This window comes from Caecibacter sp. AF58-12pH5A, from assembly GCF_027681725.1.
In the GTDB taxonomy this organism is placed as follows: domain Bacteria; phylum Bacillota; class Negativicutes; order Veillonellales; family Megasphaeraceae; genus Megasphaera; species Megasphaera hominis.
Genome location: NZ_JAQDBC010000001.1, coordinates 79,976 through 96,222, shown reverse-complemented (window position 1 = coordinate 96,222; position 16,247 = coordinate 79,976). Strand labels below are relative to the sequence as shown.

Sequence of the window (16,247 nt, the reverse complement as noted above, 5' to 3'; positions counted from 1 at the left end):
CAACCATATCATATATGAAAGAAGGCAAGAACACAATGGCAAAAATATTACTTATCGCCGGTCATCCCCATCCGGAACAATCCTTGGCAAACGCCACTATCTTAAATGAAATCAAAAAATCCAATCTGGACATCACCATCGAAGATTTGGCTGAAAAAGGCTGGCACTTCGACATTCCGGCAGAACAGGACGCTGTCAAAGCAGCCGACGTCCTGGTTTTCCAATTTCCCTTCTACTGGTACTCCTACCCGGCCCTCCTCAAGAAATGGGTAGAAGAAGTCCTGGCCCACGGCTTCGCCTATGGCAGCCAAGGCACAGCCTTGCAAGGCAAAGACTTTATCATTTCCTTCACTGCCGGCGCGCCCTTTGACACGTACAAAGCAGGCAGCACGCAAAACCGCCCGGTGGCAGAATACCTCTACAACTTCCGGCAGCTCGCGGAATTCACGGGCATGAAACTCCATGATCCCATCGTCACCTACGGCTGTATGTACGTCCCTGGCGTCAGCACCGAAGAAGACAAGAAACGCATCATCAGCGACTGCAAAGCCAGCGCACAAGCGCTCATAGAAGAATTGAAGAAGTGCTAAGACAAGCCAAAAGACGTCCACACAGGGCGTCTTTTTTTGTCAATGTATATAATTATATGATTTGAATTATACAAAATAAAGAATGATTAATGACAAATCAGTATGCATGATGAATGAAAAACCATGCTATAATAAAATTAGATAAATAACGATGCGTGATTAGATAGGAATCGAGCCATTTCGTAAGGAAGGCGTGGCTAAGAGAGAGGGATAGCACCAACCATGTTGGTGGAGGTGGGGGAGTATGATTGGGAAGAGAAAATTGGCCTTTTACGTGCTTTTGGGCATCATGGGCTGTGGCCTGGTACCTGCTACACCGGTCCAGGCAGAGACGATTATTACAAGTGCAGAGGATTTGACGACCACTGCAAACGCACAGGTCATGGGCCGCAGCCCCTATGCGGTCTACGCTCCTGCGCAAGCGGCAGACCAGCTGAACATCAACTTATCAACGTTTACGCCGGCAAGCCCTTCAAAAACGGCACTGTTTGGCTCGTATACCGACACGGCTGCAGAACCGGTAACCGGTAAAAATGTAACTATTTCTGGTACGGGGACCACCCAGACTTTGGCATACCTTGCGGGAGCGTATGGTGACGCCGGTACTCTCGGTGCCTATACGGAAGGCAGTACGGCACCTAGCAATACCGTTACCGTGACAGGCGGCAGTGCTTCTGAACTGGCTGCGGCCATGAGCAATACCGGCACGGTGACAAATAATCAACTCAATATAAGCGATACCGCGCAATTTGATCAAGCCTATGGCGGCTACAGTCAAACTGGCAATGCCACATATAATGTGCTCCATATGAACGGTGTCAAAAAAAACGGCTCTGCCTTAGAATTTAGCCTTTACGGCGGCAAGTCCAACAGCAATACCGGTGTCGTTTCCCATAATACCGTAGAAGTATGGGACTCCACAGGCGGGGACATCTTTGGAGGCAGATCGGCAAACGACGGCAAGATAGACCACGGCGCCCGCTCGGATGATAATACGGTCATAGTGCACAACAGCAATTTCAGGTATATCTATGGCGGCTATGAAGGCTATACGGCAGACCGGAATACGGTCCAAATAGAAGACAGCACCATCAGCAATGTCCACACCGCCTATATCCAAGGCGGTACCAGTGCCAGCCATAATCAGACAATTATCACGAACAGTACCGTAAGCGGTGAAATCGTAGGGGGCTGGGTCTATAGCTCCAATTATGGAAACGCTACGGACAGCAAAGCCGATGAGAATATTATCACGCTGACGGATGTGACGCTGAATAACTCCAACTTAGGCATTATAGCCGGTATGAATAGTACCGACGGGGAAGCCAACGGCAATACCGTTCATTTGACCAGCGGCACGCTGACTCAGTTCAAGCAATTATATGCAGGGTTCTCTTCTGGTCCAGCCAATAACAACCATTTGATTATCGACCGGGGAGCTGAAATTTCTAATGTTTCTTACAATACGGCAAGTGGCCGCGGAACAACGGAAGCAAAAGGAAATACGGTACAAATTGATGGTACGCTGGGAGAGGGAATGAATCTCATGGCGGGCTCTACACAATACCCTAAGGGCATTACCAATGGCAATATGTTCACTGTGGGCAAAACCGGCCGTGTATACTCTGGTGACGTCATAGCCAGCGCCAGTGCAACCGGTCAGGGCGGAGAGGCCAATGAAAATGTCATGACTATCGAAGGCTATGTAGGTGAAGGGGCTCTGGTTGTGGGAGCCTGGAATTATGGCGGAGATAACACAGGTGATAAAAACACCGTGAATGTCTCAGGCACCTTGGACGCAGGCGTTCTCGTCTGCGGCTCTTCCGATTCTGTTTATGCCTATTATTATGGGCCGTTGAATGTGGAATCCAATGAAAATACCATCAACCTCCAAAAAGGCGCTAACTTGGGCGTCGGCACCGTCTTTTATGGCGGCCAAGGCACCGTAGCCGATGGCAATACGGTGAACATCGAAGATGGCGTTACCTTTGCTGCAGGCGATTCTGATGGTGATGACATCGATATCGTGGCCGGCGTCGGCCGTACGGAAGCCAAGGACAATACCATCAATCTATTAGGCACGGTTTCCGCTGCAGGCCTTCATTTGAGCGGTGGCCTGGTAAGTCAGGAATACGATAGCGGTACATATATTGTCAATGGCAAGAGCGGGACAAACAACACCATAAATGTTTACACCCTCAACAACAAGGTAAAAGAAATCACCGCTTTCCAAAACCTGAATTTCTACATCCCAGAAGAAGCGGTAAATGGCGATACCATGCTCACCATCACGGGCGGCGCAGCGACGGACCTTACGGGTGCCACCATCAAGGCCGGTGCCAGTGACGCGACCATCTTGAACGTAGGCGACAAGATCAACCTCCTCGTCAACGAAGCCGGTGTTACGACAGACGAAGACCAGTCGAGTGCCACGGCAACGAAATATGGCATTCTGACAGATGCGGGTTTTGCTCAGACGGGCGTCGAAGTCAAAAAAGACGGCACAAATAAGATCATCGTCACTATTATGAAGTTAGCGCCTAAACCGCCGGAACCAGAACCTGAACCAGAGCCGGAACCCGAACCAACGCCTGAACCAAAACCGGAACCCGAACCTAAGCCCGAACCGGCAGCTACACTGAATCCGGGTACGAAATCTCTTGCCGAAGGAAAAGTAGATGGCCTGGCAGGCCTGAAGCATAACGTCCAGTTCGTCGCTACAGATGGCGTCCAAAGCGCCATGGCAGCTGCCCAGACAAACGCTGTAGTCAACAGTCAGGACAGTAGCAAAGGCAGTAACAATGCCTCTGGCATGAAGCTCAATATGGATGCTATGGCACGCTTCACACCCTATGCCGTCATGGGCGGTGAATCATTGCGTCATAAGACCGGTTCGTATGTGCGCAGCCACGGCTTCAACGTCAACGTCGGCCTTGTCCGCTGTCTTCAGAGACAGGAGTATATCGACACAATCATGCCATTCGCGGAATACGGCAAGGGGAATTACTCGACCTTCGTCGACAGCGGCGCCCGTGGTGATGGGGAACATCAGTACCTGGGCGGCGGCATCCTCGTCCGAAGAGACAAAAGCGACGGTCTCTATTACGAAGGCAGTCTCCACGGCGGCCACATCAAAGGCGACTACACGGGCATCATCGAGGGTACCCGCGTTGCCTACAACTCGAATTCGCCATACGTAGCTATGCACGCCGGTATCGGTAAAGTACGGCCTCTCCAGAAGAACACCAGCCTCGATACGTATGCCAAGCTCTTTTGGACACATGAATGCAGCGATACGGTTACCCTGCGTAGCAGCGCTGGCCAGGCCCGATACCACTTCGATGCCATGGATTCTGTTGCTACCAGACTAGGTGTTCGTTGGAACCGTACCATTCGAAAACATCAAAAGGTATACATTGGCACAGGCTGGGAATACGAATTTAGCGGTGACGGCTGTGCTACCTATAACGGCCTGCGTACGCAGTCGCCGAGTCTCCAGGGTTCGAGCGGTTTCCTGGAAGCTGGCTGGCAAACAGAAGCTACCAAGGATGACCCGTACACGTTGGACCTCCACCTGACCGGCTGGACAGGCCTGCAGCACGGCTTTACCTTAGCAGCCCGCTTCAATTACCAATTTTAGATACAAAAAGACGTCCTTACAGGGGGCGTCTTTTTGTATCTATGAGATGGTTAACTGATACGCGCCAGATAAAGGAGGAAGATGGCGGAACTATATTTTAAAATTATGAGTTCATCCATAATGATAAATTTTTGAACAATGATAATTTTATATAGATAAATGCTATTGCATAATAAATAATAATTAATATTGATTAATTATTGTGATATGATATAATAAAAAAGAAGAATTGTTATTAATAAATAAATTCATTTATTTGACGAGTGCCTTTGATCAAAGAGGCACTGCATCATATAAGGGAAGAGACCAGTCATAATAGACGAAAGTGGGGGTGCTAGTATGACGAAAAATCAGAAATTAGTTCTTTTGGTACTCATTAGCATGATGGGCTGTAGCCTGGGAAGTGCTGTGCCTGTACAGGCAGCAACGACCATTACGAGTGAAGATCAATTGACAGTAGAAAAAGGTATAACTATGGGAGGTGCTACCTACAGTTACGATATTTACATTCCGGAATCGGGCTCAGAAAAGGTTTTAAAAATACAACTTGAAAGCTTCTCACCAAACCAAGTCGAACATAATGCTTTATTTGGTCATTATACCAATGAAGCTGATGCGCAGCCTATAACCGGTATCAACATGACCGTTGACAGTACAGGTGGGACTAGCAAACTGGAATTTATTGCTGCAGCCTATTCCGAAACAGGCAATGTTGGGTCCTATAGCGGCCCTACGGGCGATGATGAAAAGGCAGGAACGACAGATTCTCCCAGTAATATCGTCACTATAGCAGGAGGTACAGCCAGTAACGCTATGGGGGGGTATAGCTACAGCGGTGCAGTAACAAATAATGAACTGAATCTCAAAGACGCTGCGCAGGTTAACAATGCATACGGCGGGTACGGTGGAACGAACAGTGTTACGCACAATGTGGTGAACGTTGATTTACCAAATAACACGGAGAGCGTTAATCTGTACGGCGGACAAGCAAACTCTGGCGATGCATCTTATAACAAAGTGGAAGTTACAGCACTGCAAACAGGTGGTATTATCTATGGCGGCCTTGGAACAAATACTGGGCAAACTAATGGTAATACAGTAATTTTACACGATGGTTTGTTTTATCTGGTTTATGGTGGCGGAGGGGGAAATACTGCTGATGAAAATACGGTCACGATAGAAAAAGGAACCGTAACAAGTAATATCACAGGTGGTGATTCGCAATACGGAATCAGTGCTAGCGGCAATATGGTAACAATTGGAGATGTCGCTCTTTCCCAAAATGGATGGGTGATAGGTGGCAGAGCGCCTATGGGTAACAATGCAGATTCCAATACAGTTAAATTTATAGGCAGTACGGATAAAACCATAACGTATACACCGTATATGGTATACGGTGGTTCAAGTAATGGAACAGCCAATAACAATAAAGTAATTGTAGGGAAAAACAGTATTCTTAATGCGGTCTCCAAATGGGTTTTAGTCGGCAGAGGTGTAACAGAAGCCAAAAATAATGCTTTGGAATTAAATGGAACGCTGGCTGAAAACCAAAAAAATGTATACATTGGTTATGCTGAAAGCGGCGTGGCCGAAGGAAATACCTTCACTTCCAACGGTGGCACCATTGGCAGCGGTACCAATATTTATACAGGCGTAGCTCCTACGGCAAGCAGCAATACTGTAACTCTGAAGAAAGGTACTTCCATTGGCACCGGTGTTACCATCGAAGGGGGAGATGGCGCAGCAGTAGACAGCAATACCATCACCATCAATGATGGCGTCACTTTCTCTGAAGGAACAACGGCCGATGACGACATCAACCTCATTGCCGGGTATGGTACTGGCAGCGCCACCAACAATATAGTCAATTTGAACGGCACTGTTGCCTCATCAGGTCTCTGCCTATATGGTGGGTTATCTAATACCAGCACAGGCAACACCCTCAACGTCCACAGCCTGAACAACGAAGTCAAGGAAATCGGCTATTTCCAAAATCTGAACTTCTACATCCCCAAAGAAGCCGTCAACGGCAGTACCATGCTCACCATCACCAGTGGCGAACCTACAGACCTTACGGGCGCTACCATCAAGGCCGGTGCTAGTGACGCGACTATCTTGAACGTAGGCGACAAGATCAATCTGATTGTCAACAAAGCCGGCGTTACGACAGACGAAGATTCGGAGAGTGCTACGGCAACAAAATACGGCGTTCTGACGGACGCGGGCTTTGCCCAGACCGGCGTAGAAGTCAAGAAGGATGGGGCAGATAAGATCATTGCCACCATTACGAAATTAGCGCCCAAGCCACCAGATCCGGAACCTGAACCGAACCCGGACCCGAAACCTAATCCTAATCCTAATCCTGAACCTAACCCTGAACCTAACCCGAAACCCGAACCGGCGGCATCCTTGCATCCAGGCACCAAATCCCTCGTAGAAGGGAAAGTAGACGGCCTGGCAGGCCTGAAGCATAACGTCCAGTTCGTCGCTACAGATGGCGTCCAAAGCGCCATGGCAGCCGCTCAGGCCAACGCCATCGCCAACGGTGGCGGCCCCCATGGTCCAGGCCCGGGTGGGCCTCAAGGACCGGGTCCGGGTGGGCCTCATGACCCCGGTAAAGACGGCAAAGGCAGCAGTGGCAGCAATGGTGCGTCAGCTATGAAACTCAACATGGACGCCATGGCCCGCTTCACTCCTTATGCCGTCATGGGCGCTGAATCCCTGAAGCATAAGACTGGCTCGTACGTGCGCAGCCACGGCTTCAACGTCAACGTCGGCCTCGTCCGTCGTCTCCAACGCCAGGACTACATCGACACGATCATGCCCTTCATCGAATACGGTAAAGGCAATTACTCGACCTTCCTCGACAGCGGCGCCCGCGGTGATGGGGAGCATCAGTACCTGGGCGGCGGCATCCTCGTCCGTAGAGACCAAAGCGATGGCCTCTACTACGAAGGCAGCCTCCACGGCGGTCACATCAAAGGCGACTACACGGGCATCATCGATGGCACCCGCGCTGCTTATAACTCCAGCTCGCCCTACATCGCCATGCACGCCGGCATCGGCAAGGTTCTGCCCCTGCAGAAAAATACGAGTCTCGACGTGTACGCTAAGCTTTTCTGGACCCACGAAGGCAGCGACACCGTCACCTTGCGCAGCAGCCGCGGCCTGGCACAATACCATTTCGATTCCATGGACTCCGTAGCTACCCGCCTGGGCGCACGCTGGAACCGCACGGTCCGGAAACACCAAAAACTCTACATCGGTACGGGCTGGGAATATGAATTCAATGGTGACGGCATTGCCACCTATAATGGTTTGCGTACGCAGTCGCCGAGTCTCCAAGGCTCGAGCGGCTTCCTCGAAGCCGGCTGGACCACCGAGGCCACCAAAGACAACCCGTACACGCTGGACTTCCATGTCACAGGCTGGACAGGCCTGCAAAAAGGTATTACCCTGGCAGCGCGCTTCAACTACCAATTCTAATCCCGCTTTCTCAGGGAATGAGGGACGAACCTGCTTTCCTTGAGGGAGAGGACGTAGCCGCAAATGCGGCCGATAGAGGCAAAACGTAAAGTTCCGTAATGGAGAGAGGCAAAACGAGCCCCATTGCAAATTGCCAACACAATTTCCAAATGGGCAAATACAACTACAATACACTCCTCTCAGATACCGTGTCTTCACCAATCTGAAGGCACGGTATCTTTTTACAGAAATTATATTGACATAACGTCAGAAAAAATATAAACTGATAATATGACATGAAGTCAGAAAAAAGGAAGTGATCATGTGAAAGTATCGCGCGCCGTCGTAGCCCAGCGCCCTCAGGAAATTACCCGGGCCTGCCGCAAACTCTACGAAACGATGACCTTCCAGGAAATCTCCCTCAAGGACATCAGTAAAGAAACAAGCCTTTCCCGGCCGGCCCTCTATAATTATTTCCAGTCGAAGGAAGAGATTTTTTTGTCTATCCTGCGGGAAGAATACGACTTGTGGGCTGAGGCCTTGCAAGACATCCGCCAGCAGCACGATACCATGACCGTCACTGATTTTGCTGACGCTGTCGGACAGAGCCTGGAACAGCGGACGACCATGTTAAAAATTCAATGTATGAACCTCTACGAAATAGAAGAACACAGCCGTTTGGAACATTTGACGGCTTTTAAAGAGTCTTATGGTCATGCCCGGGACGTCATGGATGATTGTCTCAAAGCCTATGTGCCGGACCTGACGAAAGAGGAACGGCAGATTTTCCACTACACCTTCCTGCCCTTTATGTACGGCATCTACCCGTACGTCTATCCTACAGCGTGGCAGCTCGAATCCATGCGGTTAGCCGGCATAGATAGGCCGGACGTATCCATCCGCCAGCTGACCCGTCATTGTATCCGCAAACTATTGACCAAGGGGGATTAAAAATGAACACACGCACAATAGGCAAACTCACTGTCTCAGAAATCGGTATGGGCTGTATGGGCTTTTCCCATGGCTACGGTGCCGTGCCGCCGGAAGCGTACAGCATAGACGCTATACGCGCCGCCTACGACTACGGCTGCACCTTCTTTGATACGGCCGAAACGTACGGCCGGGAACAATTTTACCCGGGCCACAACGAAGAACTCGTCGGCAAAGCCTTGAAGGATATCCGTAAAAACGTCGTTTTGGCAACGAAGCTGCACATCACGACAGAAGAATACATTCCATCAGAACCGGTCTACAACATTCTGCGCAGCCACCTCGACGCATCTCTTAAACGGCTGCAGACAGACTATGTCGATCTCTATTACTGGCACCGCGTTAACGAAGACATCCCCCTTCAGGATGTAGCCGCCGCTATGGGCCGTCTCATCCGGGAGGGCCTTATCCGTGGCTGGGGCCTCTCCCAGGTACCTGTCCAGACCTTGCGCATTGTCCAGGATATTACGCCCTTGACGGCCGTGCAAAACCTGTACTCCATGGTCGAACGGGACTGCGAAGACGAACTCATTCCTTACTGCCGGGAACAGCACATTGGCCTCGTCGCTTTTTCGCCCATTGCCAGCGGCCTCTTATCCGGCAAGGTCACAGCCGATACGAAATTTACAGGCGACGACGTACGCAAATTCGTGCCTCAATTATCTCAGGAAAACATCAAGGGCAACCAGCCCATTGTCGACCTCTTAGCCGGCTGGGCCAAGCGCAAGAACTGCACGAGCGCCCAGATTTGCCTGGCCTGGATGCTGAAGAAATATCCCCACGTCATTCCCATTCCCGGCTCGAAGAACAAGGAACGAATCCTGGAAAATCTCAAGGCCTCGGAAGTCGTGCTTACAGACGCTGAGTTTGCTGAATTGCAGCAGGGCCTCGACGCCTGCCAGGTCTATGGTCACCGGGGGATCGATGAATCACAGCAGCGCTCCTTTAGCCGTAATTGGCGTAAGGAATAAGGGAAAAACAGAAAAGAAATGCATTTGCAATTATAACAAAAGAGATATACAATAATCCCAAGGGGTGATTAATATGAAAAAACTCGTAGCCTATTTTTCTGCCGGCGGCCGGACTGCCGGGAAAGCAAAAGAATTAGCCAAACTCGTCGGTGCTGACTTACAGGAAATCGTACCGGCCCAGGCCTATACGAAAGCTGATTTGGACTGGCTCGACAAAAAGAGCCGTTCGTCTTTGGAAATGAAAGACGATTATTCCCGTCCGAAATTGGTAGAAGACCACGTCAAGCCTTTTGAATATGACGTCGTCTACATTGGTTTCCCTATTTGGTGGTATACAGCCCCGCACGTCATCCTGTCGTATTTGGACAGCCATTCCTTTGGCGATGCCCAAATCGTACTCTTTGCTACGTCCGGTGGCAGCGGCATCGACAAGGCCGTACAGGACCTGAAAGGCAAGTACCCGGAACTCCATATCGTCAAGGGCACCATGCTCAACGGCAGTGTCAGTGGTGACATTCTCTAAGAAAAATGTATTGACATATCGAAAAATAACGATATAATAGAGCCATGAATGAGATAGAAATTTTTAAGGCATTAGCCAACGAGACAAGATTACAAATATTGAAATGGCTCAAACATCCGGAACAGTATTTCCCGCCCCAAGGGATTCATATCCCTGCAGGAGATACGTTTGAACACAGTGTCTGTGTCGGCGCTATTTGCGACAAAGCAGGCATTTCCCAGTCGACCATTTCCCATTACCTGGACATGCTGCAGCGGGCCGGTCTCTTAGAGTCACGGCGCTACGGCAAATGGACCTATTACCGGCGTAATGAGGAGATGCTCCGCCGTCTGGCTGTGTATATCCGCGAAGAACTGTAAGGGCAGGAGGCAGCTCCTGCCTTTCTCTTCACTCATTCATATCGATATTTTTAGAAATGTAAATCAAAAGGAGATGTTCCTATGCACTTTCATGGTCCTATAGTCCGGCCCCAGACCGATGTCGATAGCTTGTTTATTGAAGTCACAGCCGGCTGTTCCCATAATACATGTACATTTTGTAATTTTTACGAAGACACGCCTTTTTGGATAGCCCCTCTGGAACAGATCGAAGCTGACCTGCAGGAGGCCAAGCGCTACCAGCCGTATGTCAAAAATATTTGGGCCTCTGGCGGCGACCCCTTCGTCCTCAGCGCAGACAAGCAGATTGCCGTATGGGATCTCATGCGCCGCTACTATCCGGAAGCCCGCATTACGACCTACGCTACGATCAACGACATTAAGCACAAGACCGTCGACGACATCAAGCGTATTAAAGAACACGGCCTCGATGAAGTCATGATCGGCATTGAAAGCGGTGACGACGACGTCCTCAAAGCCGTCAACAAAGGCTATACGGCAGCCGATATTCTTACGGAATGCCATAAGCTTGATGCGGCCGGCATGACCTACCGCATGATCTACTTAGGTGGCTTGGCCGGTAAGGGCAAGCTTATAGAAAGTGCCAAAAAGAGCGCCGCCATCTTTAACCAGATTCATCCGTACTACATGATGTATACCAACGTGGCCATCCTGCCGGGCACGAAGCTCTACGAACAGACAAAGGCCGGTGAATTTGTCGAAGCGACAGAACGGGAACGGATCGAAGAAGTCCGTGAGCTCGTTGCCGACCTGACCATTCCCATTACGATCAATACCATGACCTCGACCAGCAGCGTCACCTTCGTTACGACCTTGCCTGAAGAACGGGACGTAACACTGCAGCGTCTCGATGCAATCCTGGCTGAGTTCAGTGAACAGGACGAACGGGTCCTGCAGGCCCGGCGCCACAGCATGCGCTACGTCTAAAAGGAGGAGTACCTATGATCCACGATACACTGCAAATCAAAAGTAAAACCTTAACCACACGCCTCGTATTTCCGCCGATGGCGACCCATTCATCTGCTAAGGGGCATATCAGTGCCGACCTCATCAATCACTATACGGCCATCGCCAAGAACCCGCTCGTCGGCACGATTATTACGGAACACGCCTATGTAGATCCTACGGGCAAGGTAGACGACAAGCAGGTCTCCCTGGCCAGCGACGACGTCCTGCCGGCCCAGCGCCATCTCGTTTCGTCTATCCACGCCGTCCGGCCGGAGCTCATCGTCATCGCCCAGATGAATCATTCCGGCGCCTGGACGAATGAAGACCCCGCAGGCTATGAACTCCTTTCATCGAGCGATGTCACCTGCCGTGGCAGAAAAGCCCGGGCCTTGACGAAGGAAGAAATCAAATATCTCGTCGGGCAATATGCCGCTGCCGCCCGCCGCGTCCAAGCAGCCGGCTACGACGGCGTAGAAATCCATTGCGCCCATGCGTACCTCCTGAACCAGTTCTATTCGCCCTTGCTCAATACGCGTACTGATGAATACGGCCCGCAGAGTCTGGAAAACCGTACGCGCTTCCTCTTAGAAGTCGTCGCCGCCGTCCGCGATGCTGTCGGCCCGGATTATCTCGTCGCCGTCCGCCTCGGTGGCTGTGACTACCAGCCTGGCGGCAGCACTATTCAAGACGCTGCCCAGACGGCGGTCCTTTTGGAAAAAGCCGGCGTCGACCTCATCGATCTTTCCGGTGGCGCTTGTCGCTATACCCGCCAGGGCCACCAGGAACCGGGCTATTTCTCCGATATGTCCGCCGCCGTTAAAGCCGTTGTTTCCGTGCCCGTCCTGGTTACCGGCGGCATTCAGACCCCGGCCGATGCGGAAGCCCTCCTGCAAGCCGGCAAAGCCGACCTCGTTGGTGTAGGCCGGGCCCTTTACAAGAATCCCCGCTGGGGCTTCGATCAATAAGAAAAAGCACATATAAAAGTACATATAATAGTATTATATAAAGAGCAGCCCTGTGCGAGGAATCCCTTCCTTCGTCACAGGGCTGCTTTTTGCCGGAGCCTGTTGGCACGGCGTGCCTCTTACTGATTTTTCGTGACAACGCTATAACAAAAATATTCCACTGAAGAAACACATTGTTTTGAGAAAACAAGACTATGCATAAAACGCATAACTTATCTGGAAAAGCTGCCTGTAAGACGGGAATAATCCTTGTTTTTATCGTAATCCTTGCGATTTAAGCATAAAGAATACAATAATAGTACAGTTTTACTTATTGTACATTTTGGAGCAAAATGGTATAGTATTTTCATAGAAAATCATTCTCAAATTTTACATAGCGTACATAGCAGACGGACAAGCTCGATGGCCTGTTTCAGGCTGACGCAAAGGAGAGAAACTATGGAATACAAAAAGATTCATTACAGCGTAGAAAATGGCATTGCCCAGATCACCATGGATTATATGAAAAACATGAACGCCATTGATGTCGAAATGGCCGATGAGCTCATCGATGCCCTGGCCATTGCCAAAGGCGATACTGCCGTCCGCACGGTCGTCCTTGCGGGTTCGGAGAAAGCCTTTTCTGCCGGTGGCGACATTGGCTATTTCTACAAACGCATTCAAAGCGGCGGAGAAGTCAACATGGACGAACTCCTGGCCAAAATCGAATACCTCACGGATTATATGAAAAAAATGGACACGATGATCGTTACCTCCGTCAGTGGTCCTGCTGCCGGTGCCGGCGTGAGCCTCGCCCTGAGCGGTGATTTCCTCATCTGCGCCGATAATGCCAAATTTATCCTGGCCTTCGTCAACCTCGGCCTCGTACCCGATACAGGCGCTACGTTCCTCCTGACGCGCAGTATTGGCGTACACCGCACGCTCGAGCTGGCCGCTACGGGCCGTCCGGTCAGCGCTGCTGAAGCCAAAGACTGGGGTCTGGTCTACAAGGTGACGACGCCGGAAGACCTGCACGACGAAACGCTGAAGCTGGCCAAACGCTTGGCTGCAGGCCCGCTCCTTTCGTACAAGAATATCAAACGCCAGGTCTATGCAGCGTCCTTTGCGACGTACAAGGAATGGCTCGCCCAGGCCGAAACGCCGGCCCAGCGCGAATGCATTGCTTCCGAAGACTTTAAGGAAGGCTGCAAGGCCTTTATCGAAAAGCGGAAAGCCCAGTTTAGCGGTACATAACTCTTGAAAGGTGGCATACCAACGTGAAAAATAAAGTATACAGCCTCGACGAAGTGCTGGACCAGTTCCATGACGGCCAGCGCATTATGTTTAGCGATCTCCACGGTGAAATTTCGGCCGAAGAAATCATTACAGGCCTCATTGAAAAGAACGTTCAGAACCTGACCGCCATTGCCATTGCCTCGGGCCAGCCCGACATGGGTGTAGGCCGTCTGGTAACGAGCAAGCAGATTACGAAATTTCTGACCTCTCACATTGGCCTCAACCCGGTCAGCATCGAACGCTATCTGAAGGGGGAAATGGAAGTGGAATTCATTCCCCAGGGCACCTTTGCCGAACGCATCCGTGCTGCCGGCTACGGCCTGGGCGGCATCCTTACACCCACCGGTGTGGGCACGGAAGTGGCTGAAGGCAAACAGGTTCTTAGCCTGGACGGGAAAGAATACCTCCTGGAAATGCCCATTCATGCCGACATTGCCCTCCTCAAAGCGACGAAGGCCGACAAAGCAGGGAACCTCCAATTCCGCCTGACCAGCCTCTGCTGCCAGGATTACATGGCTATGGCAGCGGACAAGGTCATCGTCGAAGTAGAAGAGCTGGTCGAAGTAGGCGAGCTCGGCCCTGATGAAATCGACGTACCGGCACCGGTCGTGGACATGCTCTACGTACGGCAAGGTGAAAAACGGCCTATGTACAAATCATGGCAGCGCAAACTCGATAAAATCAAAGCTGCTGAAGCAGCAAAAGCGGAAGGGGGCAAGGCATAATGGCTTATACAGGACGCGAACTCATTGCATCACGGTGCGCAAAATTTTTCTCTGACGGTGATTTCGTCAACCTCGGCATTGGCGTGCCCCTCATGTGCGTCAATTATTTGCCTGAAGGCGTACACCTGTGGCTCGAAGCCGAAGTCGGCATCGTCGGCTGCGGCGCTACACCCAAATGGCAGGACTGGGACCTGGACCTGGCCGATGCCGGCGGCCAGCCGACGAGCATCATTCCCGGCGGCGCCGTCGTACAGCACGATAAATCCTTTGGCTTTAGTCGCGGCGGTCACATTGACGCCACTGTCCTCGGTACGCTGCAGGTAGATCAGGAAGGCAATATTGCCAACTGGAAAATACCGGGCAAGCTCGTACCGGGGATGGGTGGCGCCATGGATCTCTGTGCCGGTGTCAAGAAGATTATCGTCGCTACAGACCACTGCGAAAAAAGTGGTAAGTCCAAAATCCTTAAGAAATGTACACTCCCACTGACAGGTTCTAAATGCGTGACGGACATCGTAACGGAGCGGTGCTACTTTAAAGTGACACCTGACGGCCTGGTTCTCCAGGAACTTGCTCCGGACTACAGCGTCGACGATATCCGCGCTTGCACAGATGCAGACTTTACCGTGGCCGCCGACCTCGGCGTCATGACCTGACGCAGATACCATCCTCCTGCTGCGTTTCAGGAACTGCCCAAAGACAGCCAGTCCCCCTGTTTTGTAAAAGATAGGGAAGGCTGGCTGTTTTTGCATTGTATTTTCTTCCTGTATTCCTTATAATGAAATGAATATACGCGAATACGCGAAAGGAAGAGATGTCTTATGCTGCATAACCCGTATGTCCTCTTTGCATTTTCCATGTTTGTTTTTGGCTCCAACGGCATCGTTGCCAGCCACATTCCCCTGTCGAGCTACGAAATCGTCCTTTGCCGGACCCTGATAGGTGGCTTTTGCCTCTTGGCAGTTGTATGTCTGCGTCATGAACTGAAGCAGCTCCTGCAACCTAGCCGTGACCTGGTATGGGTCCTTGTTGCCGGCCTGGCCTTGGCAGGCAACTGGCTCTTCCTTTACGAAGCATATCAGCAGGTCGGCGTCAGCCTGGCCACACTCCTATGCTATGCCGGGCCTATTCTGGTCATGATCCTGGCCCGTTTCATCTTCCAAGAAGCCCTCACCGTACCCAAGGTCCTGGGCATCATCCTTGTTACGCTAGGCATGGTCTGCATCAACGGCGTTGATGTAGAAGCTCATGGTCTTTCCTGGGGCATGGCCTGTGGTTTTCTTTCCGCGACCTGTTATGCGCTCTTAATTATCTCTGTCAAAAAAATCAAAAACATCACCGGCATGGCCCTGTCGGCAGCAGAACTCCTCATCGCCTCCGTCATCGTAGGTATTGTCAATCTCAGCGCACCGACGCCGGAATGGAACCTCAGCCTTTCCACCTTTGCCTGGATTGCCCTCCTTGGCTTCTTCAACACCGGCTTTGCCTGTTGCCTTTATTTTTCCTGCATCCAAAAGCTGCCAGCCCAATCCGTATCGATCTGCGGCTACATCGAACCCCTTTCGGCCTTGGCATTGTCGGCTATTTTCCTGGGTGAAACGCTGACCCTCCTGCAATGGCTCGGCGCTGTCCTGGTCTTAGGCGGCGTAGGCGTAGCAGAACTGCGCGGTCACCGCATTCATGTACAGCGAAATTAATATGGCAAGAAGTCTTGTGAGAAAGGCCTTCCTGAGATATACTATTTAGGCACAGAATAT

13 protein-coding genes are annotated in these 16,247 nt (G+C 51.1%); all 13 read left to right on the top strand.

The genetic code is table 11. The features are described from left to right. The first annotated feature begins 35 nt into the window (after positions 1-35). The 13 genes from PGX44_RS00485 to PGX44_RS00425 all read left to right on the top strand — a co-directional run bounded on the left by PGX44_RS00485 (position 36) and on the right by PGX44_RS00425 (position 16,187). Positions 36-590: an NAD(P)H-dependent oxidoreductase gene (locus PGX44_RS00485; protein ID WP_498853807.1), complete on the top strand. Its 555-nt coding sequence runs from the start codon at positions 36-38 to the stop codon at positions 588-590. A 244-nt stretch (positions 591-834) separates the two neighbouring features. Then, complete coding sequence (locus PGX44_RS00480) at positions 835-4,230, top strand: hypothetical protein (protein ID WP_498853806.1); 3,396 nt, start codon at positions 835-837, stop codon at positions 4,228-4,230. A gap of 339 nt (positions 4,231-4,569) precedes the next feature. After that, entirely contained in the window at positions 4,570-7,716 is a 3,147-nt protein-coding gene (locus tag PGX44_RS00475; RefSeq protein WP_498853805.1) for an autotransporter domain-containing protein, read from the top strand. A 303-nt stretch (positions 7,717-8,019) separates the two neighbouring features. After that, positions 8,020-8,646 carry a TetR/AcrR family transcriptional regulator gene (locus PGX44_RS00470; protein WP_498853804.1) on the top strand — a complete coding sequence of 209 codons (627 nt, stop codon included), beginning with the start codon at positions 8,020-8,022 and terminating at the stop codon, positions 8,644-8,646. A 2-nt stretch (positions 8,647-8,648) separates the two neighbouring features. After that, positions 8,649-9,656, top strand: coding sequence for an aldo/keto reductase (locus PGX44_RS00465; protein ID WP_498853803.1), 1,008 nt, complete (start codon positions 8,649-8,651; stop codon positions 9,654-9,656). Positions 9,657-9,729: 73 nt separating this feature from the next. Further along, positions 9,730-10,179, top strand: a complete 450-nt coding sequence (locus PGX44_RS00460) for a flavodoxin (protein ID WP_186502113.1) — start codon at positions 9,730-9,732, stop codon at positions 10,177-10,179. Between the two features lie 44 nt (positions 10,180-10,223). Further along, the gene (locus tag PGX44_RS00455) at positions 10,224-10,538 is read left to right on the top strand and encodes an ArsR family transcriptional regulator (protein WP_186502111.1); all 315 of its coding nucleotides are present in this window, start codon (positions 10,224-10,226) and stop codon (positions 10,536-10,538) included. A gap of 81 nt (positions 10,539-10,619) precedes the next feature. Next, positions 10,620-11,504, top strand: coding sequence for a radical SAM protein (locus PGX44_RS00450; RefSeq protein WP_498853802.1), 885 nt, complete (start codon positions 10,620-10,622; stop codon positions 11,502-11,504). Between the two features lie 14 nt (positions 11,505-11,518). Further along, positions 11,519-12,490: an NADH:flavin oxidoreductase gene (locus PGX44_RS00445; protein ID WP_498853801.1), complete on the top strand. Its 972-nt coding sequence runs from the start codon at positions 11,519-11,521 to the stop codon at positions 12,488-12,490. Between the two features lie 438 nt (positions 12,491-12,928). Continuing rightward, positions 12,929-13,723: an enoyl-CoA hydratase/isomerase family protein gene (locus PGX44_RS00440; RefSeq protein ID WP_498853800.1), complete on the top strand. Its 795-nt coding sequence runs from the start codon at positions 12,929-12,931 to the stop codon at positions 13,721-13,723. Between the two features lie 23 nt (positions 13,724-13,746). Next, positions 13,747-14,490: a CoA transferase subunit A gene (locus tag PGX44_RS00435; RefSeq protein WP_498853799.1), complete on the top strand. Its 744-nt coding sequence runs from the start codon at positions 13,747-13,749 to the stop codon at positions 14,488-14,490. Then, positions 14,490-15,146 (top strand): 3-oxoacid CoA-transferase subunit B, encoded by a 657-nt coding sequence (locus tag PGX44_RS00430; RefSeq protein ID WP_498853798.1) that lies wholly within the window; start codon positions 14,490-14,492, stop codon positions 15,144-15,146. The genes PGX44_RS00435 and PGX44_RS00430 overlap by 1 nt, the downstream gene beginning before the upstream one ends. Positions 15,147-15,311: 165 nt before the next feature. Then, on the top strand, positions 15,312-16,187 hold the full coding sequence (locus PGX44_RS00425) for a DMT family transporter (RefSeq protein ID WP_498853797.1): 876 nt from the start codon (positions 15,312-15,314) through the stop codon (positions 16,185-16,187). The last annotated feature ends 60 nt before the right edge of the window (positions 16,188-16,247 follow it).

What these genes read in the sequence shown, in the direction of transcription:
- PGX44_RS00425 (WP_498853797.1), top strand. Translation starts at nt 15,312, where the DNA reads ATGCTGCATAACCCGTATGTCCTCTTTGCATTTTCCATGTTTGTTTTT.
- PGX44_RS00440 (WP_498853800.1), top strand. Translation starts at nt 12,929, where the DNA reads ATGGAATACAAAAAGATTCATTACAGCGTAGAAAATGGCATTGCCCAG.
- PGX44_RS00450 (WP_498853802.1), top strand. Translation starts at nt 10,620, where the DNA reads ATGCACTTTCATGGTCCTATAGTCCGGCCCCAGACCGATGTCGATAGC.
- PGX44_RS00430 (WP_498853798.1), top strand. Translation starts at nt 14,490, where the DNA reads ATGGCTTATACAGGACGCGAACTCATTGCATCACGGTGCGCAAAATTT.
- PGX44_RS00455 (WP_186502111.1), top strand. Translation starts at nt 10,224, where the DNA reads ATGAATGAGATAGAAATTTTTAAGGCATTAGCCAACGAGACAAGATTA.
- PGX44_RS00465 (WP_498853803.1), top strand. Translation starts at nt 8,649, where the DNA reads ATGAACACACGCACAATAGGCAAACTCACTGTCTCAGAAATCGGTATG.
- PGX44_RS00485 (WP_498853807.1), top strand. Translation starts at nt 36, where the DNA reads ATGGCAAAAATATTACTTATCGCCGGTCATCCCCATCCGGAACAATCC.
- PGX44_RS00445 (WP_498853801.1), top strand. Translation starts at nt 11,519, where the DNA reads ATGATCCACGATACACTGCAAATCAAAAGTAAAACCTTAACCACACGC.
- PGX44_RS00460 (WP_186502113.1), top strand. Translation starts at nt 9,730, where the DNA reads ATGAAAAAACTCGTAGCCTATTTTTCTGCCGGCGGCCGGACTGCCGGG.
- PGX44_RS00480 (WP_498853806.1), top strand. Translation starts at nt 835, where the DNA reads ATGATTGGGAAGAGAAAATTGGCCTTTTACGTGCTTTTGGGCATCATG.
- PGX44_RS00475 (WP_498853805.1), top strand. Translation starts at nt 4,570, where the DNA reads ATGACGAAAAATCAGAAATTAGTTCTTTTGGTACTCATTAGCATGATG.